This is a genomic window from Candidatus Nitrososphaera sp. 86-2 (assembly GCF_056726185.1).
Genome location: NZ_JBWZON010000001.1, coordinates 552,881 through 576,891 on the forward strand (window position 1 = coordinate 552,881; position 24,011 = coordinate 576,891).

29 protein-coding genes, 3 tRNA genes and 1 pseudogene are annotated in these 24,011 nt (G+C 50.4%); 11 read left to right on the forward strand and 22 right to left on the reverse strand.

All coding sequences use genetic code 11. The annotated features are described in order from the left end of the window. Positions 1 to 38 precede the first annotated feature (38 nt). Complete coding sequence (locus ACYOR7_RS03335; RefSeq protein ID WP_294808153.1) at positions 39 to 263, forward strand: histone family protein; 225 nt, start codon at positions 39 to 41, stop codon at positions 261 to 263. Here the strand turns inward: ACYOR7_RS03335 and ACYOR7_RS03340 are convergent. Then, positions 260 to 532, reverse strand: coding sequence for a hypothetical protein (locus ACYOR7_RS03340; protein WP_479913110.1), 273 nt, complete (start codon positions 530 to 532; stop codon positions 260 to 262). The two genes, ACYOR7_RS03335 and ACYOR7_RS03340, sit on opposite strands and share 4 nt — an antisense overlap. 161 nt (positions 533 to 693) lie before the next feature. Between ACYOR7_RS03340 and ACYOR7_RS03345 the strand changes: the two genes are divergently transcribed. After that, the gene (locus tag ACYOR7_RS03345; protein WP_294808147.1) at positions 694 to 1,593 is read left to right on the forward strand and encodes a DNA adenine methylase; all 900 of its coding nucleotides are present in this window, start codon (positions 694 to 696) and stop codon (positions 1,591 to 1,593) included. Between the two features lie 33 nt (positions 1,594 to 1,626). Next, complete coding sequence (gene acs / locus ACYOR7_RS03350) at positions 1,627 to 3,570, forward strand: acetate--CoA ligase (protein ID WP_479913111.1); 1,944 nt, start codon at positions 1,627 to 1,629, stop codon at positions 3,568 to 3,570. 1 nt (position 3,571) lies between these two features. Here acs and ACYOR7_RS03355 read toward each other — a convergent pair whose 3' ends face one another. The 3 genes from ACYOR7_RS03355 to ACYOR7_RS03365 all read right to left on the reverse strand — a co-directional run bounded on the left by ACYOR7_RS03355 (position 3,572) and on the right by ACYOR7_RS03365 (position 4,840). Then, positions 3,572 to 4,036, reverse strand: coding sequence for a pyridoxamine 5'-phosphate oxidase family protein (locus ACYOR7_RS03355; RefSeq protein ID WP_479913112.1), 465 nt, complete (start codon positions 4,034 to 4,036; stop codon positions 3,572 to 3,574). Positions 4,037 to 4,145: 109 nt separating this feature from the next. Further along, a complete protein-coding gene (locus ACYOR7_RS03360) occupies positions 4,146 to 4,637 on the reverse strand; it encodes a DUF192 domain-containing protein (RefSeq protein ID WP_294805374.1) in 492 nt (163 codons plus the stop codon). A 53-nt stretch (positions 4,638 to 4,690) separates the two neighbouring features. Then, positions 4,691 to 4,840, reverse strand: a tRNA-Leu gene (locus ACYOR7_RS03365). A 61-nt stretch (positions 4,841 to 4,901) separates the two neighbouring features. Between ACYOR7_RS03365 and ACYOR7_RS03370 the strand changes: the two genes are divergently transcribed. Then, on the forward strand, positions 4,902 to 5,078 hold the full coding sequence (locus ACYOR7_RS03370; protein ID WP_479913113.1) for a hypothetical protein: 177 nt from the start codon (positions 4,902 to 4,904) through the stop codon (positions 5,076 to 5,078). A gap of 832 nt (positions 5,079 to 5,910) precedes the next feature. Here the strand turns inward: ACYOR7_RS03370 and ACYOR7_RS03375 are convergent. Further along, a pseudogene (locus tag ACYOR7_RS03375) lies at positions 5,911 to 5,970 on the reverse strand (KGG domain-containing protein); the annotation flags it as partial. A 117-nt stretch (positions 5,971 to 6,087) separates the two neighbouring features. Between ACYOR7_RS03375 and ACYOR7_RS03380 the strand changes: the two are divergent. After that, a complete protein-coding gene (locus ACYOR7_RS03380) occupies positions 6,088 to 6,375 on the forward strand; it encodes an OB-fold nucleic acid binding domain-containing protein (RefSeq protein WP_294805378.1) in 288 nt (95 codons plus the stop codon). 4 nt (positions 6,376 to 6,379) lie between these two features. On the opposite strand, the gene ACYOR7_RS03385 is transcribed toward ACYOR7_RS03380, so the two are convergent. The 6 genes from ACYOR7_RS03385 to ACYOR7_RS03410 form a co-directional block, all read right to left on the reverse strand. Beyond that, positions 6,380 to 7,291, reverse strand: a complete 912-nt coding sequence (locus ACYOR7_RS03385) for a proteasome assembly chaperone family protein (protein ID WP_479913114.1) — start codon at positions 7,289 to 7,291, stop codon at positions 6,380 to 6,382. Then, positions 7,245 to 7,787, reverse strand: coding sequence for a hypothetical protein (locus ACYOR7_RS03390; protein WP_479913115.1), 543 nt, complete (start codon positions 7,785 to 7,787; stop codon positions 7,245 to 7,247). The genes ACYOR7_RS03385 and ACYOR7_RS03390 overlap by 47 nt, the downstream gene beginning before the upstream one ends. Before the next feature lie 80 nt (positions 7,788 to 7,867). Further along, on the reverse strand, positions 7,868 to 8,146 hold the full coding sequence (locus ACYOR7_RS03395) for a hypothetical protein (RefSeq protein WP_294805383.1): 279 nt from the start codon (positions 8,144 to 8,146) through the stop codon (positions 7,868 to 7,870). Positions 8,147 to 8,270: 124 nt separating this feature from the next. Continuing rightward, positions 8,271 to 8,549, reverse strand: a complete 279-nt coding sequence (locus ACYOR7_RS03400; protein ID WP_479913116.1) for a hypothetical protein — start codon at positions 8,547 to 8,549, stop codon at positions 8,271 to 8,273. A gap of 157 nt (positions 8,550 to 8,706) precedes the next feature. After that, complete coding sequence (locus tag ACYOR7_RS03405; RefSeq protein ID WP_479913117.1) at positions 8,707 to 8,976, reverse strand: hypothetical protein; 270 nt, start codon at positions 8,974 to 8,976, stop codon at positions 8,707 to 8,709. Between the two features lie 460 nt (positions 8,977 to 9,436). Beyond that, a complete protein-coding gene (locus tag ACYOR7_RS03410) occupies positions 9,437 to 10,048 on the reverse strand; it encodes a hypothetical protein (RefSeq protein ID WP_294805388.1) in 612 nt (203 codons plus the stop codon). Between the two features lie 1,150 nt (positions 10,049 to 11,198). On the opposite strand from ACYOR7_RS03410, the gene ACYOR7_RS03415 reads away from it, so the two are divergent. After that, complete coding sequence (locus tag ACYOR7_RS03415; RefSeq protein WP_294805390.1) at positions 11,199 to 11,525, forward strand: hypothetical protein; 327 nt, start codon at positions 11,199 to 11,201, stop codon at positions 11,523 to 11,525. A gap of 356 nt (positions 11,526 to 11,881) precedes the next feature. Here the strand turns inward: ACYOR7_RS03415 and ACYOR7_RS03420 are convergent, their stop codons facing one another. Together ACYOR7_RS03420 and ACYOR7_RS03425 are read right to left on the reverse strand one after the other, a co-directional pair. Then, a complete protein-coding gene (locus ACYOR7_RS03420) occupies positions 11,882 to 12,304 on the reverse strand; it encodes a hypothetical protein (protein WP_294805391.1) in 423 nt (140 codons plus the stop codon). A gap of 159 nt (positions 12,305 to 12,463) precedes the next feature. Further along, positions 12,464 to 12,588, reverse strand: a tRNA-Thr gene (locus tag ACYOR7_RS03425). 88 nt (positions 12,589 to 12,676) lie between these two features. On the opposite strand from ACYOR7_RS03425, the gene ACYOR7_RS03430 reads away from it, so the two are divergent. From ACYOR7_RS03430 to ACYOR7_RS03440, 3 genes are all read left to right on the forward strand, one after another. Continuing rightward, positions 12,677 to 12,798 (forward strand) — tRNA-Leu (locus ACYOR7_RS03430). 634 nt (positions 12,799 to 13,432) lie between these two features. Beyond that, positions 13,433 to 14,941 (forward strand): glucosidase family protein, encoded by a 1,509-nt coding sequence (locus ACYOR7_RS03435; RefSeq protein WP_479913118.1) that lies wholly within the window; start codon positions 13,433 to 13,435, stop codon positions 14,939 to 14,941. A 206-nt stretch (positions 14,942 to 15,147) separates the two neighbouring features. Further along, positions 15,148 to 15,957 carry a glucose 1-dehydrogenase gene (locus tag ACYOR7_RS03440; protein WP_294805395.1) on the forward strand — a complete coding sequence of 270 codons (810 nt, stop codon included), beginning with the start codon at positions 15,148 to 15,150 and terminating at the stop codon, positions 15,955 to 15,957. Between the two features lie 177 nt (positions 15,958 to 16,134). Here the strand turns inward: ACYOR7_RS03440 and ACYOR7_RS03445 are convergent, their stop codons facing one another. Continuing rightward, a complete protein-coding gene (locus tag ACYOR7_RS03445) occupies positions 16,135 to 16,365 on the reverse strand; it encodes a hypothetical protein (protein ID WP_294805397.1) in 231 nt (76 codons plus the stop codon). Positions 16,366 to 16,603: 238 nt separating this feature from the next. On the opposite strand from ACYOR7_RS03445, the gene ACYOR7_RS03450 reads away from it, so the two are divergent. Next, positions 16,604 to 17,374, forward strand: coding sequence for a ZIP family metal transporter (locus ACYOR7_RS03450; protein ID WP_479913119.1), 771 nt, complete (start codon positions 16,604 to 16,606; stop codon positions 17,372 to 17,374). Between the two features lie 283 nt (positions 17,375 to 17,657). On the opposite strand, the gene ACYOR7_RS03455 is transcribed toward ACYOR7_RS03450, so the two are convergent. Continuing rightward, a complete protein-coding gene (locus ACYOR7_RS03455; RefSeq protein WP_294805401.1) occupies positions 17,658 to 17,990 on the reverse strand; it encodes a hypothetical protein in 333 nt (110 codons plus the stop codon). Positions 17,991 to 18,110: 120 nt separating this feature from the next. Between ACYOR7_RS03455 and wecB the strand changes: the two genes are divergently transcribed. After that, positions 18,111 to 19,211: a non-hydrolyzing UDP-N-acetylglucosamine 2-epimerase gene (wecB, locus tag ACYOR7_RS03460; RefSeq protein WP_479913120.1), complete on the forward strand. Its 1,101-nt coding sequence runs from the start codon at positions 18,111 to 18,113 to the stop codon at positions 19,209 to 19,211. Here wecB and ACYOR7_RS03465 read toward each other — a convergent pair. From ACYOR7_RS03465 to ACYOR7_RS03495, 7 genes are all read right to left on the reverse strand, one after another. Next, complete coding sequence (locus ACYOR7_RS03465) at positions 19,208 to 20,023, reverse strand: class I SAM-dependent DNA methyltransferase (RefSeq protein ID WP_294805405.1); 816 nt, start codon at positions 20,021 to 20,023, stop codon at positions 19,208 to 19,210. The genes wecB and ACYOR7_RS03465 overlap by 4 nt on opposite strands. Beyond that, a complete protein-coding gene (locus ACYOR7_RS03470; protein WP_294805407.1) occupies positions 20,020 to 20,979 on the reverse strand; it encodes a glycosyltransferase family protein in 960 nt (319 codons plus the stop codon). Before ACYOR7_RS03470 ends, ACYOR7_RS03465 begins: the two co-directional genes overlap by 4 nt. A 40-nt stretch (positions 20,980 to 21,019) precedes the next feature. Further along, positions 21,020 to 22,189, reverse strand: a complete 1,170-nt coding sequence (locus tag ACYOR7_RS03475) for a glycosyltransferase (protein WP_479913121.1) — start codon at positions 22,187 to 22,189, stop codon at positions 21,020 to 21,022. 94 nt (positions 22,190 to 22,283) lie between these two features. Continuing rightward, positions 22,284 to 22,706, reverse strand: a complete 423-nt coding sequence (locus tag ACYOR7_RS03480; protein ID WP_479913122.1) for a winged helix-turn-helix transcriptional regulator — start codon at positions 22,704 to 22,706, stop codon at positions 22,284 to 22,286. A 9-nt stretch (positions 22,707 to 22,715) separates the two neighbouring features. Further along, entirely contained in the window at positions 22,716 to 23,093 is a 378-nt protein-coding gene (locus ACYOR7_RS03485) for an SHOCT domain-containing protein (protein WP_294805414.1), read from the reverse strand. A 60-nt stretch (positions 23,094 to 23,153) separates the two neighbouring features. After that, complete coding sequence (locus ACYOR7_RS03490; RefSeq protein WP_479913123.1) at positions 23,154 to 23,600, reverse strand: hypothetical protein; 447 nt, start codon at positions 23,598 to 23,600, stop codon at positions 23,154 to 23,156. Continuing rightward, positions 23,581 to 24,000 (reverse strand): type II toxin-antitoxin system RatA family toxin, encoded by a 420-nt coding sequence (locus tag ACYOR7_RS03495; RefSeq protein WP_479913124.1) that lies wholly within the window; start codon positions 23,998 to 24,000, stop codon positions 23,581 to 23,583. The genes ACYOR7_RS03490 and ACYOR7_RS03495 overlap by 20 nt, the downstream gene beginning before the upstream one ends. Between the last annotated feature and the right edge of the window lie 11 nt (positions 24,001 to 24,011).

Consider the following 24,011-nt stretch of genomic DNA (forward strand, 5'->3'; position numbering starts at 1 on the left):
AATTAAAACTTTTAACAGGCGGCCGCCATCCCTGACCTGTGTCTTCAGGTCCAGAGTTTGGCCTCGCGGCCATGTACCGCATAATGAAAAAGTCCGGCGCCGAGCGCGTGAGCGACGACGCGGCAGACGAGCTTCGGAAGGTTCTGGAGGAGGCGGCCGAGAGGATAGCCAAGCAGGCGGCGGAACTCTCGATGCATGCCGGCAGAAAGACGATAAAACCGGAGGACATCCGGCTTGCCTCAAAGAACGTCGTCAGACTCTAGGCGCGCCCTAGTTCCCTGCGCATTCTGCTTATGACGAGCGCCGCGCCGTCCTCGCCGAGGACCGACAATGCTTGTTTCACCTGCGCAAGCGTGTAATGCGACTTGTCGTCAAACTTGACGCCGTGGCGCACAAGATCTTCCATTATGTACTCCTTGCCAGAGTTGCCAAACACGGCAAGGCCCTTTTCAAGGATCACCTTGAGCCTGTCGCCGCTTATCTGTATATTATCATCATCGTCGCCATAGTATCCGCCCACCTTCTCTGGCAAGTTTTAAAAGACTAGGTTCGTCAACGCCGTATGTATAAAAGCGTTCGTCAATTTATTCAAAGACAGACTAACTAGTGTCTACAAGTCAGAGTTTGGATAGCCCGGGATCGTACTGTTTGCACCACGGCTCTTTTAACTCTGATAACGTATCTCAACATGTCTTGGAAAGCGTAGGGCCTTTTCTAAAGTGGGCTGGAGGCAAGCGCCGGCTGGTGCACGCACTTGCACGGTTCTTTCCTGAAAGGCTCGACCGCTACTTTGAGCCGTTCCTTGGAAGCGGAGCGCTGTTCTTCCACCTTGCGCAGTCGAGGCCGCGCTTTGAAGCAGTGCTTTCAGATTCTAATCATGAACTTATCAACGTGTACCTGCAGGTCCGGGACAGGGCCGGCGAGCTGGTACAAGTTCTGGAAGAGCACCAGCAGAAATACTATGCAGGGCGGGAAAAATACTATTACTCTGTACGCGACGGCGCGCCTGCGGGCGGCGGAAGCAAGGTAGAGCAAGCCGCAAGGATGATTTTTCTGAACAGGACGTGCTACAACGGCCTCTTTCGCGTCAACCGGGCCGGCAGGTTCAATGTCCCGCATGGCACGTACGCGCGCCCGACTATATGCAACCGCGACGCGCTCTTTTCTGCCGCCGGCGTGCTTGGACGCGAAGGCGTGGGAATAGTACATGCCAAATACGCCCAGGCCACAAGGCAATGCGCAAAAGGCGACGTCGTGTACTTTGACCCTCCATACCTGCCGGCGACCAAGACCGCAAACTTTGTCGACTATACCCGCGAGAGTTTCGGCTGGCAGGACCACGTGGAGCTTGCCGGCGAATTTACGCGCCTGCACGACCTTGGGTGCACGCTGGTGCTCTCCAACTCTGACACGCGCGGAGTGCGCGACCTGTACGGCGACTTTGCAATAAAGACTGCAAGGGTTGAGCGCCTGATAAACTGCAACGCGTCGAGAAGGACTGGCCAGCGAGAGCTGATGATCTCAAACGTCGTGCGCGCAAGGAGAAGGCGCGCGCCGCGCCTTGCCGCTGCCGTGCAAGCGATCAATTTTTAAAACAAATTCGGCCTCTGGTTGGTGTAAATATATTTGTCAAGCCAGCCCTCAAAACTGTACGAAGAGTCAAGCGAAGTCAAGGTGACCGTCCGGCCCGGAATGGCGCTTGAAAAGATGTCAAAAGAGGCATTTTCAGCTCCTGACAGGTTCTGGGCAGAGCAGGCCCGGGGCCTTGATTGGCACCGGCAGTGGGACCGCGTGCTTGACTGGAACCCGCCCTTTGCGCGCTGGTTTTCCGGCGGACTGCTCAACGCCTCCGTCAACTGCCTTGACAGGCACGTCACAACAGATACCAAGAACAAGGCCGCAATCATCTGGGAGAGCGAAAGCGGCGAGTCCAGGACACTCACATATTTCCAGCTTTACCGCCTCGTCAACAGGTTTGCAAACGTCCTCAAGAGCCTCGGCGTGCAAAAGGGCGACAGGGTCACGATATACATGCCGATGGTGCCCGAGCTCCCGGTGGCGATGCTTGCGTGCGCAAGGATAGGGGCGACGCATTCCGTGGTTTTCTCTGGTTTCAGCTCGCAGGCACTAGTCGACAGGGTGAACGACGCCCAGTCAAAGGTGATAGTGACGGCAGACGGCGGCTTTCGCAAGGGAAAACTGGTCGACCTGAAAAAGGTGGTTGACGAGTCGCTTGCGCAGACTCCCTCCGTCCAGAGCGTGGCGGTGTTCAGGCGTGCAGGAAACGAGGTAAAAATGGGTCCAAAGGATGTGTGGTGGCACGAGGCGATGGAAAAGGCACCGGCATTCTGCGAGCCAGAGATGGTGGAAAGCACACACGCGCTCTACATACTGTACACTTCTGGAACCACTGGCAAGCCAAAGGGCGTGATGCACGGGACGGCCGGCTATCTCGTGCATCTGTACGCGACAGCAAAATGGGTCTTTGACTTTAAAAAAGACGACATATTCTTTTGCACCGCCGACATCGGCTGGGTGACTGGCCATAGCTACATGGTGTATGCGCCCCTGATGCACGGAGTCACGGAAATAATGTACGACGGCGCGCCAGACTACCCAAAGCCGGACCGGTACTGGGCCGTCGCAGAAAAGCACGGCGCAACAATACTGTACACGACTCCGACTGCGCTGCGTATGTACATGAAGTACGGCAACGCGGTGCCAAACTCGTTTGACCTGTCTTCGCTGCGCCTGCTCGGCACGGTGGGCGAGCCGATAAACCCCGAGGTATGGCAGTGGTATTTCAAGACGATAGGAAAGGAGCGCCTTCCGATAATCGACACATGGTGGCAGACTGAAACCGGGGGCATCATGCTCTCTGCGTGCACCGGCGTCGACTTTGTGCCCATGAAGCCCGGCTCGGCGACCTTTCCTGTGCCCGGAGTCGACGCAGTGGTAGTCGACGACAGTGGCAGTCCTGTTCCTCCGGGGACAAAGGGCTACCTTGTTGTGAGAAAGCCCTGGCCGGGGATGCTCCTTTCACTGTGGGGCGACGACGAGAAGTACAAGAAAACCTACTGGAGCAGGTTTGAAGGCGCCTATTACCCTGGTGACTATGCGCTCGTGGACAAAGATGGCTACCTGTGGCTCCTTGGCAGGGCAGACGACGTGCTAAAGGTCGCCGGCCATCGGCTCGGCACGATGGAGCTTGAAAGCGCGTTCGTGTCGCACAAGGCCGTAGCCGAGGCCGCGGTGGCAAGCAGGCCGGACTCTACAAAAGGCGAGTCGATAATCGCGTTTCTCGTCGCAAAGGAAGGAATTACAACATCTGACGCGCTGCGCAAAGAGATAGTCGAGCACATACGGAAGACCGTGGGGCCAATAGCGACGCCCGACGAGGTGTATTTCGTTGGCAAGCTTCCAAAGACCCGCTCGGGCAAGATAATGCGCCGGCTGCTAAAGGCGATTGCAAGCGGCGACAAGATAGGCGACATCACCACTCTTGAGGATGGAGCGGCGATAGACGAGGTAAGGCACGCCTACGACGAATTGAAAAAAGCCGTGGGCTAAGCTAGAACTTCCAAGTCGCCATGACTTGTGGCGTCACCTCTACCACACACGAGTCGGGGCCCATCGCAATTATCGCCTTGGCGCTATTGCTTTTTGTAGTGCCAAGGTATTTCTTTACACAACGCCTTGTGACCCCTGTCGCGTATTTCGGGTCGTCAACTACCTCTGCAGTGCCCCTACCCCGGACGCCAAGTGGCGGACTATCTGTCGGGTTTTCGTCGACAAGAAAATAGACGCCGGGGTTCTTGCGGAGGGCATCTGTCTTTCTGCCCTGCCTGCCCGTGGCAAAATAGAACCTTCCTTTGCTGTAGTAGTACCAGACAGGATGGACAACCGGCTTGCCCTTTTCATCGAGGAACGCTATTCTGAGCAGGTTCGGCCTTGCAAGAAGCTGTCCTACCTCTTTTCTGGACAATGGCTTGGCATGGCTGTCTGCAAGTGCATACTCCACATTCTGAAATGACACTCGTACGTTAATTAATACTGCACGCGGATTGTATGGTGTTTCTTGATTTATTGACCATCGAGGTCGTTGTCAAGTTCGACAAGTGCCTATGTCGTTGCAAAACTCGATTTTACGCCGAAATGATGTTCATCTTGGTGTCGATGTCTATCTTGTGAGCGTCTGCAAACCCTGCCGTTCCAGCCAGGATGTACATCGCCGGCTCGGTATTCTTGTACGTGCAGCCCTGCTGATCAAGCACGCTACCGCACGGAGGAACATCCTTTTTCATGTACACCGCGTTGCCGTCCTGGTCGAACCATATCAGGTCGAGGTTGTAGTTCACGTTGAGCATCCAAATGTCGTAGAGGTCCGGCTTGTCGTACTTCATCAGCATGGCATTGTCAACTGGCAACTTGTCCTGCCTGAACGTGAGCCAGCGCTGCTTTTCTGCAACAGAGTGCGCCACCTCTACCGTTATCACGTCGTCGTTGATGCGCACCGTGCCCCTTGGAAAATCGGGGCTCCTGTTCTTGATGTCCTGCGGCATGAATGCAAGCCCGAGCCCACCTATCGCCACGGCCGCGATTATGACGGGGATGAGGACTGCCGACTTGCGCGCCACGTTTTTGGACGCCCAAAAAAAGGATTTGAACCTTTGGTTTAAGGATAATAATGTGGTGGAGGGGGTGGGATTTGAACCCACGAACCCCTAAGGGACGGGATCACTCATCCCGCGCTCTTGTGGATGTTGCGGGAGTAAATGATGTGCCGTATGCGCATCTGATCTTGAGTCCTGCGCGTTTGACCGGGCTTCGCTACCCCTCCACACAAATGGTAATTGCCCTGCCCCGCCGTCCTTATTTCATGCTTGCGCCTTAAAGTTAATGTGGCAGTACATACAACCGTTACCGGGAGAATGGCAAAACCCGAGACCGTAAACAGGCTTTGCATAAAGTGCCACACAAAGACTGTACACGAGGTTCGCGACAGGACGGTCGCAGGCACAAAGGTAGTGTGCACGGACTGCGGATTTTCACAGGTTGTGACGAAACTTGAAACCTGACCTTTATTTTATAAAATGACGGAAACATTCTCATAACCACAGGATTACGATAAACGTCGATGCACATTTGGTTTTGATTGCGGCTTTAAAGTGGCAAGAGACTAGCTTGAGCGATAAGGATGCTTCTTGAAACAATCGGCGCGGTCTAGCCAATCACGAGTCATGAGGCCAATACTGAGGTGGGGCGGTTTTGATGTGTATGTGCGCTTTTCTAACAGATGGTGTTTTGATTTACCGAGGATTATTTAGCGACAATTTCGTTATCTAATAACTGCTCCTTACTTGCGTGATAATGCTGTAAAAAACACTGCTCACAAAACCTGAAAAGGATGTAATGGTCTTTTCTTTCTCTGATTACCTCAATGCTTGCCCTTGCAGTACAACATCGGCAATGAGGCGGAGGGTCGTATTTCTGCATCATTATGTATCTTATCATGTCACATGAAGACGGCATTCATATACAAGAATGCATTTACAGACTAATATATGCATTTTTTGGATACATTGTAGTGCATTGCAACCACAACTGTTTTAGATTCTAAAATAGAAAATGTTTTGCCTTATACCCCAAAGGCATCCTCACAGCATCGGTACTGTCCACACAGGACGGGCAACGGCGTCCTGTTCCTTTCGCCGTTGCCCATATGAGGTGGACTAATGACGCTTGAAAATGGAATGTAAAATCTGTTAGAATTATCTCTGTCGCTCAGGGGTAACCGATGTCGTATTGAAAAACACACACACAATAAAAAGGAAGGGAAAAGGAATGTGAGGATAAGTGTAGCTTTGATGTCTCTCGCACTGGATGAGTGATGCTGTTGTTTTTTGCTCTTTAGTGTTGTCCGCCTTTGCTTGCTATGTGCTTTCTTTCCTCTTCTGACATGGAGGCAAAGCCGCGCTTCGCTGAACCGCCTAGTGGTGTATGCCTGCACGGTCGGCAATGCCTCCGTTAGGGTACTAGTTTTCGCTGTCGTTACCTTTATTACGAGAATATTCTCATCCTTCTGGCATGAAGATAAGTGAACTGAAGCCCGGTATGCGCAACGTCAGCGTCACCGCCAAGGTGGACTCTGTCGGCCAGCCAAGGACCGTGAACCTGAAGGCAGGCGGCACAAACACCGTGGCCGATGCCATAATCTCTGACGACAGCGGCAGTATAAAGCTGTCCCTGTGGGGCGACGACATCAACAAGATTCAGACCGGCGACAGGATCTCGGTAGAGAACGGCTACATCAACACGTTCAAGGGCGAAAACAGCATCAGCGTCGGCAAGTTCGGCAAGCTGACAAAAGCCTAGTCAACTAACTGATGTATCCCGTGTTGCGCGGCTTTTGAGGCTGCTGTTGCTGCTGGCCTTCCTGGCCTGGCGGCCCTCCTCCTCTTCCTGCCGCCATCTGCTGCTCTATCGTCTGTATGAGCATCTCTGTGTCCTTTGCGCGTTTTTCAAGATTTGCCATGTCCACGCTGACGTTTATCATGGAAAGTAGGGTCTCTAGCACCGCTTTTGACGCCTTGGCGTCAACTACATAGCCGGACGTCTCGCCGAGAAGGCACGTGCCTTTTATTCCGCGCAGTTTCGCTATCCCTATTACAAGGCCGTTCATCCCAGTGATGCTGCCGTTATCCATGAGGGATACGCCATGCGACGCAAAATCGCCGACAAGGGATGCGTCGGTGGCAGTTCCAAAGACGCGGGGCTTGTCCACAAAGACGCCCGTGATGTACGCCGCAAGCGTGAACACCTGCTGTGCGCCCAGCTGCGCGCCAAAGTCAAGTATGTGCTCTGCAAGCGCGTATTCCGAGTCGGGGTTTGACGGCTGCGAGTCGCCGGTGAGGAGAAGCAAGCTGGTCTCTTTGTCCTGCCACGAGAATATGCTGTTTTTCATAAGGTCAGCCGTGCCGTCGGTGCGTATCATCACCTGGGGCGGAAACGAGCTTGAATAAATGTCTGCAAGATGTGTGGCATGAAGCTCCTGTATGAGGTGGTCTACTGCCAGCTTGCCGACATAGCCCGAGCCGGGAAAGCCGCATACCAGATGGGGGTTAGTCGCAAACTTGGGCATCTCTTTGGCTGCATATACAAACTGGATTTCTCTGGCAGGCACTCTCTCTACTTTCTTGAGAGCCTCATGCTCTTTAAAGCCTTTCTTGCCTGCGTACAAATAGCTAGTCGAGGGGGGTTGAGCTGCCGTACATCCTGTCCAAAGCGGCATCAACCTGCTCCTCCGGCACGCCAAAGAAGGAAAACGCCTCTGCGGTACTTGCCGCGTACTGCTTTTGCCCTGATGATGACGACGATGTCGCCGCGACGTACGCGTTTGAGGCTTCTTCAAGCAGCAGCCTTGTGTGCCTGTTCCATTCTTCTACCATGTCGCCCGTCCTAAAGAGCGGGGCAAGCCCTGCAAAAGCCGCGATGATGCCTATCCTGTATTTCTGCAGCCGCACCTTGGCCGGGTTCCTGTCGGCAAGCGACGGAACGAGCGCGCATATCCTGCTCTGGTACTCGTCAAGGTTCTTGGCGATGCTGAACGTCTCGCCGAGCGCCGGCAGGCTTTTTCTTGCGGCCCTTGCGTCGATGGACACACCTTCAAGCACGCCTGCAAGTGGTAGGAGCACAAAGTCGGGCGATGTTATGCCGTCGCCGGCAAGAAACCTTCTACATTTTGAAGAAGAAAGGTGCACAGTTATCGAGGCGAGCGAAATAGCCATCGCGTGTATGTGTGCGTTGCGCGCAAGGCGTCAGATAAACTCTCTGCCGTCACAACGAACAAAAACTTTTTGCGGCCGGTCTATCGGCCGTCCGGGACAGCCGTCCTTGCGTTGTCTGCAAAAAACTCTAGAAGGACCATGGTGGCCCCTGCCTCGTCGGGCGTTAATGTCATCAACTTACAGTCATAGGCACCCAAGACGAGTCGCCATTCTTCAAGCGTCTGCTCCTTGGTTATCCTGCCGCGCTGTCGCGTCACGAATCTCTGGAACTGACTTGTAAACGCAATGTCGTTCTGGCACCTTTCGATGGCGTGGGCCTGCATCAGTTTTTGAATGAGCCCATTTTCTACCCACAACATTGCCAATAATGGCGACTGAGAAGAGGTTATTAACCATATTCAGTGCAAAATCTAGATAAATCATCGAGAGCCCGGGTTTTAAATGGGGTTATGCATCATCGTACCGGAGCGCAGACAACGCCAGTCATGTTAGGCGGCCGGTATTTGCGCCGGCGGCCTTGCGGTGCGCGGCGGAATAAATGAAAAGCGCAAGAAGAGCGGATATTTCCTCGCTTGACAGACGAGAAAGCGACGGATCATAGCCTGACAGAATTGCCCGCCAGTTCTCGGTCGTTTTTGGGCCGTTCTCGCCAACTGCTCTGAACAGAACCTCGGTGAATCCCGCGTTAAAAACAATATCCTCTCTGCCCATCTGCACGGCATGGACCCTTGAAAGCTTGCTTACTAACCCGTTAATTTGCATTGCACTCTACTGATATATGTGACGCTAATAGGCAATATGGCCAAAAAATATCTGATAAAAGAAAACGCGGCGGCATTTTTGAACTTTAATCTCGATTGGAGGCAAAAGCGTGAGGGATCGCGCAGGTCCATTAGCCGGTTGCACGCGCATATGATAATTAGCGCCAATCGATAGCGACCGCGTGGTTCAGGTAATAGTCAAGCAACATCACCGTTGCCTCTATCTCGTCTGTCGACAGGTCTGCTAGGGAGGACTCGAAATCAGCCAAGATCTCACGGCATCCCTGAACCGTGAGTGCTTTGGTAGAGTTGTACGATATGCTGCAAAGGAGGTATCCGCCAAAGGCGTTTGTAAAGGTAAGCTCGCCGTCGCGCCTTTCGACTGCACGCGCTTGCAGCAACTTGCCAATCAGCCCGTTGACCAGCATATCGCATTACAACGACAAAGCCTATTAACGCCCTATGACCAAAAAGCGCAATATAAAACGAGCATTCTGACTAAAAAATCTGCGTTATATGCCTCGCTAGACTCGTATATCATGACATTGTCAACATACACATGACGTGAAAAGACTTGGATAGATTTGATCTCTGCCCTGCCAAGCCCTCCAAAATGATCTTGCAAAATATCTAAACAAAGACCAAATCACCAACATAATACTTCAAAAGAACTTCGGAGGCAGGGAGAGCACCAGTCTGGTAGCTCTGTGTTACAGACAAGGGATACGAACAAACCGCTCCCCCTGACCTGTGAACATGGCACTCGCATTTCTTTTATTACTTGTGGATTGGCTGCCTAGAGACACGCTCTGCTGAAGTTGTATAACTCAATGGGCATATCTCCGCGTGTGAGGAAAAAAGCGTGTGTACGTCTGATCCTCCTCGTATTTACTTATTCTTGATGATATAGCGTTCCAGATCGGTTATTGGAGCCTTCAACCGAACTTCCGCTCCGTCAAAGCCATCCACTTCATTCTTCGGTATGTCGTATGCCATCTGGGAGCCTTGTGTTTCAACGTGGAAGCTGTCAGGATAAAGGGCTACAACATTGCCTACCGGCTCGCCATCCATCGAACGGACATTCTTGTGAATAATCCTCTCCCAGTCTAGTACTGGGAACTCTTTGGCTTCCCTTATCACTATCACCTCTTCAGAGACAGGATTTTCCAAAACGACGACTATTTTTTCATTAACGTCTGGGCGGGAATCTGGTGTTCTGTATTTTGCCATCTCTTCGTCAGTAGGTGGATTCTCACGGCCAAACTCCTGCTTCGCTCCTTCCGTGACGTTGAACCATACTCTTTTCCCATCATACCTCTCTGCCAGGGCTTTTGGGATGTAGAACTTTTCTTTGCTTGCTATGCCTTTCTTTGTAACGACGTAGGTTCTTCCAATACCTTGGATTTCTCCGAGATCCACCTTCTTGTCAACGCCACGGGCTTCTTTGCCCTTTAGCTCATTCCAATCTACAAAGTCTAATGCGTTCTTGTTATCTGACACAATATCTTTTCGTAGAACTAATAATAATGAGATTCGACAGATGCTTTTAGCAGTTATTATTTTGGATTATTATTGGCTGGCAAGAAAGTAACCTGTCTTTTGCCCTTGCTATTTCATTTAGACACTCCAGCCTTACTATCCCATTGTAACGAAAAGGCAACCTCTGCCAATTCGACCAAATCGACAGAAGAGGCTAACTACGACTTTTCTGCATGTGAGCAGCAAGTGCAATCATGTTGAACACAGCTAGCCGCAAACTCGTGGAGACATTCTAGACATATGCATTCATGGCACGTCAGTAATTCTGCCTCCTCCACAAGCATGTACGGACCTTATGTTATTTACAAGTACAGACTACCATGCAATAGTCTTGGCGCGATGTACCCTTAACTTTTTTATTTTATTAATTCAATATACGTGATGTTACGCAAATCCACTTGCGCGCCAAATGTGGTAACGGGGTCAGACTGGGACTGGCTTGCTGGTAAAGGCTAGCAATTTGAGCCAGCCACCTCTGATCTCCTTACATCACCATTCTGATGTGATGATAACAATATCTCAGTCTCCGCCGACATGATAAAATAACTACCCATTTTCATAGCAACCCTATGGAAAAAGAAAAATGTCAAAATTGCAGCGGTAGGGGTTACATCTTGATCGGTATGAATACCATGACGTGTAATACATGCAAAGGAAATGGGCGGATTAACACTAATACAATGAGCAACTATTTCGAATGACTAATCCGACAAGGATTTTCCCGTTAAAGCGGTGCCTTTCTTTTTTTGCACTCGGTGACCCAAAATATCACCGAGCTTAACGCACGAACCTTCTGTGAGACTGCGAACAATAGCCGCAGTAGTCAGTGTTTGGCCTGCTGTGGCAGATGCACTCACACCTGCCGCCTTGGGAAAAGCGCATTTTTCTACTCATCAAAATATCATACGCATTTATCGTATTTAAACAAAATTGTATAGCCAATATTGTAATATTTACAAGAGATAATCCGCGCCCTTGGCTACTCGATATCTGGTACGTGAGATAACAGACTGTTGACCAAATAGAATGTCGTCCTCTCTTCGCGCATACCCGCCTATGCACACCAACTTGAGTTCATCCTTACCAATTCTCTTACTCACAGAGTCCTGAAATGACTGGGATGGAACAGAATTCTCCGATTATTGACTTATACATCTTAACTATTTTATTCAATCCATGCGCTCTTGTAATCTATATGTCTGACAAAGGGCGCCAGAACAACAAAAAACGAGCCCGGAAGCCGAATCCTGGCAAGAGGGAAGTAAACGAGTACCCGCGCCAGGGCGACCAGGATCCCGAATTAGGTCTGGTCGGTGAAAAAGGCATTGAAGAGGTTGCTGAAAATAAAGGAGAAGCACTTGGAAAAGACATCAAAAAAAGAATGCGAAAAGGCCAAGACGAAGGGGTAACTTTCGACCCGTCAAGGTCTGAGGAATGAAACTCTTGCATCTGTTTGCTCTGTGTACCTGATGGTTTTATGATGGGCTGACAACGTTAAACTACAGTCGAGTCATGGCAGGCTCCGCCGGGCATTCTCCCTCGCGCTTCATGGTTTATCACACCCGGCGGGGCCATCAAGTTTTGGCAAGGTTCTGAAGAGTCTAATTCCGTCTGGTAATTGCAGCGACAATCACGGCGGCTACTGCGCCCCTGCCAGAATTCTTGGAATAAATCTGCAAGATACTCCAGCATGAAAAATTGCCTTTTGGACAGAATATTTGGTTACAGCTTTCTGCAACCGAATAAGGGAACCCGTATGATTCCTCCCTATTTTGACGATAACTGAAAATCCCGTCAATCGTTGCCTAGTTGTTTCTTGACCCTTCTGTTTTCTATTGCCAAGATGGCAAAGCTGAGGCCGATAAAGGCAAGCTGGAATGCTTCTGTAACGATGTCAATTGGATCTACTTCGCTCCCTCTATGGGTAATTGGATTTCCGGGCATACGGGTTATGACCCAGATTGCTACAAAGGCGATAGTCCCGGCGATGCCTATTGAGTACCACACTTTCCCCCATTTCTTTAGAATCGGGAGTACCCAAAAGACTTGGGCAAGGCCGCCGACCAAGAATAGTATGACATTGTTTCCGAAACGGTGGTGAGAGATAGAGTTAGCAGCCAAGTATAGATGGATTATTCCCGCCAAGATTGTCGTCGCTGCAGCACCAAAGTAAAGGAAGCGGTTCTGGGCGTTCGTGTTTTTATAATTGCTCTCCATTTTTTATTCTGCCGCATTTTACAAGAATGAATTTTAAGGATTTCGTACAATTGTTATGTGAGGTAGACAAGAGCCAGCTACTGCCAAGTCTTTTTGGTTAGTCAAACTCTTTCTCCCCCTGCGGTACTGGACCATTCCATTAGTGATATGAAGGAAAAGAGCCTTGGGTGGGATTTGGACCCACGACCTCTACCTCTTTGGGTAGCCGAGGAAATAGTCCTAATTTCTTACTAACTTCCTCTACCTTACCAAGGTAACGCTCTACCAGGCTGAGCTACCAAGGCTCAACGTTCAACAAAACACGAGGGTTTGATTAAGGTATCGAAGGAACAGCCAAGATTTAATTACTGACGGCGCATCTTTGCGCTGTGCGCGGGGGTTGTAGAGCCCGGCCAAATAGGGAGAACAACAACCTTGGAGACGCGGGACTTAAGATCTCACAATGGGTCATCCCGTCCCTTAGGGGTCCGTGGGTTCAAATCCCACCCCCCGCACTATTTTACTAGGATTCTGTCAAGAATTCGTCGGATAGAAGAATATGATGTGAAACTAGATCCGACGATTATTTGACAGTACTCTAAAAGATGTAAAATAAAACCTAGTCGAACGATAAAGAAATCATTTGCAGAATATAGAAGTACATTGTTTGAGCTTAGACTAGCGAATTGATAGGAGTGACTATTTTGGAAGAGACGACAAAAACCACTTTTGATGCCGTTTTGCATTTTGCAGTTCATGCGAGATTTAGATTTGACGGCTCTAATTCTGTTGGCCTAACACGGTCCGTCATTCCATGGACATATTTCCTGTTCCGTATCTACTGTTAGACCTCTATACATATAGCGGCTGATTCGTCGTTTCCCGGGCAAAACTGTTATCAGATGTGTCTGGGATATTTCTGTTGTACATCCTTATGAGCGGCGTTGAAGATGGTGGCAAATCCGCAAACAGAAACGCTGCAGAAACAAGCTGCCCAATTTGCGGAAAAAGGTTCGATAGTATTGCCGAAGTGCAAAGACATCTAACGGTGGAGCACATGCAAAAAGGCGAGATCCCAAACAAAGAATCTCATGAGGACGCTCCTTCGAGCAAGGGGAGTTAGCAAGATAGTGAGGAGAAATTTGTAGATTGGTTCAACAAAAAGAAGGCGGCACTCTCTATAGCTCGGATTGGAAGAATTTTCGCATCAAGGCAAACAAGTTCTTGCAAAAAACAGAAGAAAATGCAATGCAAGGTATCAATCCTGGCGGCTATTACTATGCGATCTGGTGCAGAGACGCGTCTTATATCCTCCGGGACTGGTTCCTCTCTGGCCACGTCCATGAAGTCCTTCGGCACCTCTACCTGATATGGTCTCATCAAGTGGGCGATGATAATGATGACAGTAATGATAAGAGCAGAGAACCGCAAGAGAAAGAGAAGATCGTATATGGCCGGGGTTCGCCAGAAGAAAAGTTCAAGACTGCTACCTTGCAGGAGGATCTGAGGAAATCCTTTGATGGCGCACTTCCAACAACAATTTACCAGGCAGGCTATTCGGAGATATATGGAAAGAATCCTGATATTGATTCTACCGCATTGATGATTTCCACGACTGCGTGGGTACTTTCACATGTATTGGACGAGCATAATAAACAAAAGCAGGCGCATAATCGCGTAAAAGATATCGACCAGCCAATTCGCATGAAGGTGGCATCTCATCGTACAGCTTCTTTGGATCCCGTGGAGAGCAGGAGTATTTTGCAAGACCCAATTGCACTTGCCGACCACCTAAGTGAGAAGATGTCTAGAGCCGTTCGCTATCTTTCCAGCAGGGATTCAGACGGCGACGGTTTGCTTGAACAGGGGCCAAATGAAGATTGGATGGACACCGCAATGCGCTCTGGAAAGATCGTCTACAGTCAAGCGGCATGGATAATGGCGCTAAATAATTTCACCATGCTGTTATCCAAAATGAATTCTCCCACCCGCGGCAATGACGCTGGCATGATGATGATGACTGCCAAGGACACTGCAAGTCTCGCGAATCAAGCTATCCAAGCTGCAGAAGATATACTATGGTCAGAGGAGGAAGGCAGTTACGTCGATATTCACGCCGGATACCATATTGGCAAGGTATACAGATTATTGACTCAAGACGTATTGTTGTACTTGGTGGCCATAACAGAAAACACCGGCAACGACCCTCTTCGGGCATCTGAAACAACAAAAGGAAGAACCAAGAATTCCGGTGCAGAAAAGTTACATATTTCCCAGAACAAATTACACAGACGATCACTGTCCGCCCTGAATGAAGTCAAAAAAAGGGTATGGAAAGAAAAATGGCCGCTAATCACGGAGGCCCTTTTGGACACGACAGGACCCTGGGTATTGAAGCCGTTCCAATACCACAACCATACCTTCTGGCCTTGGATCACGGGGATAGAAATGCTCGCAAGAAGCAGATTTGAAATGGTAGAGGATTGCAATATGCTGCTTTCAACCTTGGCTTCAGACGGCCATCCTCATACACATGCTTTTTACGAATGGATTAATCCATTAAATGACAAAGGCGATGGTGCCTTTCCTTTTAGAACAGGTATTGCAGAAGTACGACTAGCCCTCACAGACATACTCGCCAGTACGTCAGAAGTCTGAAAGCAGATCGGCTGATATCTTGTTAAAGGAATTGAATTTTTTGTCGTATTATGTGCTAGCGAGATAACGTGGCCCCCATTCTTAAATTGGTCCATTCTACTAGCTTCGGGAAACAGCATACACGTATCTGCTATCGAACGGACCGCCATTCTGGTTAAAAAACTCGTTAATATTTTCCAGATCATATCATAACGATAACAATACACATGACTACTGTGCGACAGGGAAAGAAAATTGCAATAGTGACAGGCTCTAGCAAGGGAATCGGCAAGGCGATAGCAATGGCCTTTGCGACAAGTGGAGAATACGTCGGAATCGTAATAAACTCTAGAAACTATGAAGAGGCAGAGCCCGTCGCGAAGAAAATCAGGCAACTTGGCAATCATTGCGATGCCCTTACAATAGAGGCGGATGTTTCGATTGAAAGTGATTGCCAGCGACTTGTTAACGATGCTGCAAAACATTACGGCAGAATTGACGTCCTAGTTAATAACGCCGGAATTCAGAAGGAAATTCCATTTGAAGAAACATCTATTGAACAATGGTATCGAACTATAAGCGTAGACCTAACCGGCCCCTTCATCTGTAGCAGAGAAGCGATCAAGCACATGCTAAAACAGGATCCGCAGGGAGGATGTATCATAAATATATCGTCCGTCCATCAGATTATTCCAAAGCCGCTGTACATCCCATATGCTACTTCCAAGGCAGGCATTGAGATGATGACAAAGACCATGGCCTTGGAGCTTGCCAAACACAACATAAGGGCAAACCTAGTTGCGCCCGGAGCCATTGAAACGGACATGAACAGCGACCTCAAGAATAATGTCGAAGAATTTGAAAGGACACTCGAAAGGATTCCAGTTGGGAGAATAGGAACGCCTGAAGAAGTCGCTAACGTAGCAGAATTTCTGGCATCAGACAAGGCGAGTTATGTCACCGGCGCAACCTTCTTTGTAGACGGAGGTATGACCCTTTATCCAAGCTTTCAGCCTACTTTTGGACAGGAGCGTTAGTCCAAGTATCTCAATGATTGTTTAGGCAATGTCGAGTTCGATATCGCTCTCCCCTTCTTCCTCTCTGATAATCTCCATCACTCGAACACATTAAAGGAATTTCCTTTCATAGATTCAAAATCTATCGTTTGAAGCAAGACGTTGCATGGTTTTATGTAATATAATCAGAATACGCGCTTAACGAGACTTTATTACGGCATCCAGCTTCATGCCATCCTCTATCTTTAGTATTCTTCCGGAGGATACCCTCTCTCCCGTGTTTAGAAAGCGAAGCTCATACTCCAATGGGTCAAGTCCTGCTCTTTCTAGAATCTGTTCGGCAACAAGGGATTCTTCGCGTATTGGGATCTCTTTGAATCCGACAGTGACGTTCTTTGCGCCTGGACCGCCAGTTACATCTGAGGCCATGTGTATATATATTAAATACCTTGAATGATTCAAATGATTTTCCAAGGATGCAAACACGTCATGTGCATATCTATCTAGATGGTCATAGTCATATCCTCAATCGCTTCTACTGCCATACGTTTCTTATGTGAAAGAAAGGAAGAGAAACAGGACAGAATTGACAATCATTCCGTTGCCTCATTTCGCTATCATCTCTTTTAGATTAGCTGCGAGATAAAGTTGTATAGGCATTGGCACATTGGCAGGAAATAATATTCTTGAATCTCTGCTGTGGGGCTTTGTAGCAAGTCTCCCTTTGGTACTGGGCGCGATACTTGCTTCCTTCGTTAGCCTGCCAAGAAAAGTGATTGCCTCAATAATGGCCTTTGGCGCTGGTGTACTGGTTGCTGCTTTGACCTTTTCACTAATAGATGAAGCTTTCAGTCTTGCAAAGAACATGGTTCCGGTAATCGCTGGTTTTGCCCTCGGAGGAATTTCATACAGTGTCGCAAACCGCATAATAAACAAGAAGAATGAAGGTTTGAAGAACAGAAAGAGGTCACATGGTGAAAATGCAGGAGGTGGTGCAAACGCGTCTGGATTGGCCCTCATGGTAGGCTCCCTCATGGACAATATACCTGAGAATATGGCACTCGGGATCTCTATTGTTACTGGAGGAGTTGTAAACGTTGTATTGATTGCGGCCATCTTTATTTCCAACTTTCCAGAAGGCTTGGCTTCGACTCAGGGAATGCGGAGCCATGGCAGGAGTAAAAAACAGATACTGCTGATTTGGAGCGCGGTTGTTGTCATAGGCACGGTGGCTTCTGCGATTGGATTCTCTGTTCTTTCCAAGGCCCAGCCTGAAATTGTGTCAGCTGCCCTCTCTTTTGCCTCTGGAGCTATCCTTGTAATGCTGGCAGAATCCATGATTCCAGAAGCATTCGAGAAAGGCGGAAGCGTAATTGGCCTTGCGACAATGGCGGGATTTGCGATTGCTTTTGTTTTGGGAAAATTGAGGGGAGGCTAATACAATAACATGGTCTTGTACGAAAGGGTCTTTTTACAAATATATGAAATCAGATTCAAGTGATGTCAGATTCTCTGAAGAAGGCAGTAGACTATTAAAAAATTCGCAACAATGTAGCGAATTCTTGCCCTGCGATATTTTTACGATAACGGCTCTTTCTCATCCTGAAATTCCGAGTTTTTCAGAAAATCCGAACAACTGATACTACCCTGTCTGTGGAGCGGATGTCAATACGCATCGCCTATAGCCGGAGTCATCTACGAAATGCGTTTCAGGCACGCCATTATCTTCCAAGCGACACTCCCGCCGCCTTTAGCTGCTTCATAACATACTCTACGTTGGCTGCGGTGACGCTTCCGATAGCCGAGGTTTCGCCTGCCATGCCATGAGACCTTATCATCGAATTTACGAGCTGCGATATCATCTCTGAATCGTAAAAAGCCGTGGTTTCAGCCAAAAGCTCTACCACTTTTGCCGCATCGGTGGCGCCCGTTATCTTGCCAGACGTTATGAGTCCGCCGAACTTTTGGACTGATTCGTACACGCCGATATTGTACGCAATGAAAGCGATTTTTTCTGCCGGCAAGATTTCGTCGATTCCTTGAGGAGAATCCATATGCTGCAATCTTTATGTGCAGTCGGGATAATAGGCTTACATTCTCTCTTTCTGTATCATGCTGCATGACTAGGTGGCAAACAATAATACTGCTTTTGGCTACCTTGTCCTTGAAAGAGATTGAAAATAGCATCTGTCGTGGGGGCCCGGCCCAATTTCATAAAGCTGGCGCCTGTCCACAAGGCACTTGCCAAGAGCCCAGAAATAGAGCACACGATAATCCACACCGGCCAGCACTATGACTTTGAAATGTCCGAGATATTTTTCAAAGAGTTCAAGATCCCCGAGCCGGACGTTAACTTGGAGGTCGGGTCCGGCACCCCCGGATACCAGACGGGCGAGATGATAAAGAGGATAGAGCAAGCGCTCTTGCGTTCAAGTTTTGACCTCGTGTTAGTGTACGGGGACACCAACTCGACGCTTGCAGGGGCGCTTGCAGCCGCTGGCTCTGGGATAAAGCTTGCACACGTAGAATCTGGTCTGAGGAGCTTTGACAGGCGGATGCCAGAGGAGACAAACAGGGTATTGACGGACCACGTAAGCGACTATTTGTTTGCCCCAACGCGCACCGCAGTCGACAACCTGCGCAAAGAATCGGTCCAGGGCCGGATAATTTACAGTGGCGACCTGTCAGTTGAAATCGTCGACGAAGCAGTCAGGGCCGGCGCCCGGTCTGACGTCCTTGACCGGCTGGAGCTGGAATCCAAGTCGTACGTGCTTTTGACTATCCACAGAGTAGAAAACACTACTGCATCGCCGGACAGCCTTGCGACCATAATTCGGGCGATAGAGGCGCTTTCGGATACGATAATAGTGTTTCCCGCGCACCCCCGGACGCTAAAGGCTCTGGAAAAGAGCGGCCACATGCCGGCCGTCTCGCGCTGCAAGAACCTGAAATTGATAAAGCCCCTTGGGTACGTCGACTTTGTCAAGCTGGCGCACAACGCAGGCAAAATAGTCACTGATTCGGGCGGCGTCCAGAAGGAAGCCTTTCTGCTAAAGGTTCCATGCGTCACCGTCCGGCAGAACACCGAATGGGTGGAAACGGTCGGCATGGGCTGGAACAGGCTTGTCGACAGCAGCGATGCGCAGGCAATAGTCGAGGCAGTGCGCAAATGGGCGCCCGCAAGAAAAACGCACAGGCCGGTTTTTGGCAGGGGCAAGACCTCTGCGACAATCCGGGACAAAATCGTGTCACTGTTGCAGCGGCAAGGCCGTTAAGTTGTTCTATCTCGGGTCTTTTTGCAGATGATGAGCTCAGTCGACGGCCCTTCGCGGGTCATCGACAGGAGCAGACGCTCCAGCGGATAGATGGCGCCTCCCACGGCAGACCCTGCGGATTCGCCTCTGCTCACGAGCCTCGTAAGAGACCTCCAGCAGAATCTTCTGAACCTTGAATCTGAATTGACGGGAGCGTTCATCAGGACGAACATGGGCGCACGCTCTATTACCTGAAACCCTGTCTCTGCAAGCAGCCTCTCGATGTACCTTTTTGACCTTGTCACCTGAAAATTGGCCCTTGCCCCGTTAGAGTGCACAAAGTTCTCCGACAGGACAAAAATCCCAGCCGGCTCCAAGAGCGCATGGATGTTCTGTACCGCCCGCCTGTACTTTTCATCGCTTGTGATGTGGAAAAGGACGTCAAAGGCGGACACGACGCTGTACCTGTTCTTGCCCAGCGTTTCAAGCAGGTTGTTCTCGCCAATGTCGGCGACATAAAACTGCGAGTCGGGATACTTTGCTTTCATATTCTTTACCGCGACGTCCGTGATGTCCAACCCGTCCACCCTGCCCCTGCACAGTTCCTTCCAAAAGTCGATGTAAAAGCCCGTCCCGACACCGATGTCAAGGACTGTCGTGGCGTCGCTAAAGCGGTAGTCTAGTTTCCCGAGAGTCTTGAGCAGGACGTGCCTGCGGACCCTGTACATCCACCCATTGTAATTCTTGCCGAGGGTGGAAAAGCCCACGCCGGACAGGTCGAAATTCTTGGCAAGCCTTTCCTCCCAGTACCCCCTCGTCTCCGAGTTTTTCATAGCGCAAGCCTCCTCGTTGCGCCCCTGCTGTCCTCAAGCAGGTTCTGGTACATGCCGATAAACCTCGACGCGACTGCGGCCGGGTCGTGCTCTTGCGGAAGCCGGATGTGCACGTTTCTCTGGTAGTCTATTACTTTCAGGCCGCAGGCGAGGGCTTCAAGCGCCGTCTTGCTCAGGTTTTCAAGCACCCTGCCGTTTACGTACCTTATGTCGGCGTATGCCTCGTACCTTCCAAGAAAGGCCGGCATGTCGCCATACTTGATGGGGTTTTTGGTCCTGTCGTACACCTCCAGCTTGTAGGGCAAATTGCTTTTTTCAAAATGCCGTACGACCCGCGGTAGGTCTGCCGTCTCGGTGTTGAAGGTCAAGGCTTTGCCGTCATTGTTCTGACCTGAATTTTCTCCAGTGGACTTTGATGCCGGCCGGAAATGGTCTACGTCCACAGGATTTGAGACGTAAATCGATCCTTGCGGCGCCAGTTCTACAAGGTCGGGAGTAGCAACGATAACCATGTCGGCCATCTTCTGGGCCTGCGGGTTTATTCTCCGGTTTCTTATTCTCCTTGCCGCATAGATGGCCGCAACAGCAAGGTCCGACGCGACTGATCTGTGCGGAAGGCTGTATTTCTTCTTCAGCCCTCTGATGTCCGTGCCGTGGTAATGGAGCACGATTGTTATCTTGTTCCCAAATTTCTTGCGCAGGGCGGGCACCAGCTCTGCCCTGCTATGGACGTGAACCACGTCCGCCTTTTCCGCCCTTGTCATGCATTCCTGTACAAAATCCTGGGGGCTATCGACGACGTCTACGATGCCCTTTCCCCTGTAAAAATCATAAATCCCGAACTTGTCTGCGTTACTTGTTATTACGACCTGTGACTGGCACCCCTGCATCCTCTGGTATTTTGCCAGGACGCACGCCACGCCGGCCTGATCCCAGACATGCAGTATGTTCAGCATTTTGTTTTTTTCACGACCTTGTTTTCAGACATATCTCCATCTAGCTCGATTGGTAGGCCCTCAGTATTTCAGGCTCGAAATTCTCCCACACCAGATTTCTGCGCGCAAACTCAAACGTCCTTGTTCTTTTCTTGTAAAGCTCATCCATATTTTCGCTATAGTATTCCAACTGCGACGCCAAGTCTTTATAGCTGTCAAAAGTAGAGCAGTTTTCCTGCAGCGTCTCTGTCACGGTTTCAAAGGAGGAAGTGCACATCACGTAAAGGCCAGCGTGGGCGTATTCGTAGACCTTGTTCGGGTTGGCAAAGTAGTGTGACCAGTGCTTTCTCCACGGAAGCAACCCTGCCGAGTTGTTCGACATCTCTTTGAACATTTCTCTTCTCGGAAGGAACCCTGCAAAATCTACCCTTGAGGACGGAATGGCGGCTTGCTGCCAGCCGAGCACCCTCAGTCTCCCCGTGTTGCCGTTGTTGGAATCAAACAGGTCGTACAGGCCGTCCATGTTGCGGTTTGGCAGCGTGGAGCTGCTGCCCTGGCCGCCGCCGTCGCTTCCCGAGTAGACGGAGGACAGCCTGTCCATGTATCGGGGCTCGTCAATGTCGCTTGTCTCCTGCCTCGTTGGGTAGTTCGGGACGACTAGTACCTTGGCGCCGTTTCCGGAGGCCAGCCTGAGCTCCTTTGCAATCCTATCAGAGACGGTGATTGTCACTTCTGATGAATCCAGTACCTCCTTCTCCCACTTTGTCCACAGGCTGGTCGCGTGGCGGTTTATCGCGCTCTTTTTGGTCCGTGCCGCAATGGACCTGATGGAATGCGCCAGGCTGCTCGCGCGATGCTGCCGCTCCTGCGCTTCTTCCATCTCTCTCAGGAGAAGCGAGTGCTTTGACCACGACTCGTGGTCGTCATATACAAAGTGCTCACCGAAATCCTTGACGAGCCTTGCCGAAAAGAGGTTGTGGGCGTGCACAACGTCCGGCCTGACCTGCGCGAGGATTTTGCCGAGCTGTCCCTTTACCGAATGCCAGTAGTACGGGATTCCATAAAGCGCCTTTGCCGTCCAGTCTATCTCGTACGTCTTGCTGAATGCTTTTGGCACGTATCCGTTTGCAATCTTTTTCCCCGCAAAATACACCTCGTGGCCCTGCTTTGACGCAGTCAGAGCCGATTTTTCGACCCGCCAGTCCGGAAGACCATCGTGAGAAAGGTGCAATATCCTCATTGCTCGCCGCTATAGTTATTCCTCCAAATCTAAAATGAGTTTCACAGAAAATGACGTTTTCCTCTAGAAGCTTTTGCAGTAGTCGTTACACTAGAGGTTTCCATCTGGCCTGCCAACTGCCGATTTCCTCCATGATGGCCTCAAGCTCCTTTGCACAGTCTGAAAGCCTGTACTTGACTCCTGCCGATCTTCTTCCTCCGCCGGTCTTTTTGACCACCAGGCCCACGCGCTCCAGCTCCTTTAGGCGCTCTGACAACACTGTGCCGCTGATTCCCGCAAGGACGCGTTTCAGGTCGCCAAAGCTCGCCGGTTCTCCTGCGCTTAGGTTTTCAAGGATCAAAAGCGCCCACCTTCTGCCCAGCGTCTTTGCTATCCTTGTGGCGCCTACAAACCCTCTTCTGCCACTGCTGTTCATCCTATCTAGGGTGACATTCATGCCGGCCGCACCTCTTTTCCTTGCAGCGAACTGGCCTTGCACCAGAGCGACGATGCCTTGGCGTCTATGCATGGCAAGATCTTAGCCCTCCTGCTGTCGCAGGTCGCGCAGCATCTGCTCAAACTGCTCTTTTGTGATCTCGCCTTTTGCGTACCTCTCCCTGACAATCGACTCTGCATCCTGCCTGTATTGTTGCGGCGGGTAACGATAGTAACCCCATCCTCTTCCCCTCCAGGGCCAGAGCAGCCACCTCGCCACGATGAAGATTAGGAATATCACAAAGATGCCGCCAAGCCAGCCGAAACGAAACGGAAAGAACGGATAGTAGTAGTGGTATCCGCTTGAAAGCTGGGGAGCCAGCAACAGCGACACAACAATGGACACTCCGATCGCGGCTATCACTCCCACTATGCTCCAGCCTATGATTTTCCTTGTGCGGTCTGTTTGCCATTCGCTCATGCTACTTGGCTCGGCCTCCTGTTATAATGCGGCTTGAAAGTGATTGATTAGATTCGTTCATCATTCAACTTGCACTCCCTGTGTTCTGGTTCTGCGGATCGCAAGCACTACGAGCGCGGCTGCTGCAAGCGTTATCAGGATGGCTCCAAGGCCGATGTGGGCCGTGTGAGGAAACCCAAAGCCTATGCCGGAAGCAATGTGAATTTCATGCACGGCTGACTTGTAAAATATGCCAACTCCGATAACGCTTCCCGCGGCAATCAGCGATTTCAGAGATACGCCGGCACGCGCTGCGACTGCGATAACTATGACAAGGCCAAGGCCGTACAGCCCGTCACCTATGGGCTCAAGTGTCGCCGCGACTGAATTCAGGCCGATGGCGCCAAGCAGAATCAGCCCTTCGCCGGCAAATCCAAGTGCAAATCCTGCCAGGTGTATCCCCATGCCTATTGCGGCGTACCTGCGCGAAAGTGCCGCCAGGCTGGTGCTACTGCGCTGCTCTGGCAATCCTGTCTAGCGCCTCCTCGTTTCCTTTTGCGATGCTGTTCTTCACGTTGCCTCTGAACAACACCGGCACGCCGGGCACTTCTATGTCCCAGGAAATGTCTATCTTTGTTGCCGAGCCTCCATCAAGGGGGGTCAGCGTGATCTTCCTTCTGCCTGTCATTACGCCTTCCCTCATGACTATCTCCACAGACTTTTTGGGGTTCAGCATCACTGTCTGCCTTCCACGCGAGTCCCTAAAGCCGACCGTCACCTCTCTTTCAATGATGTTGCCATCCCTGCTAATGTTCCTGACGGAGTTAAGCCCTGGGTAGTACTTTGGCTCGCTGTCAACGTCTGCAATTATCTCCCACACCCTGTCCACCGGGGCAGGCACGTTGCGACTGGCGTTGATTCTCGACATTTTTCCTAATC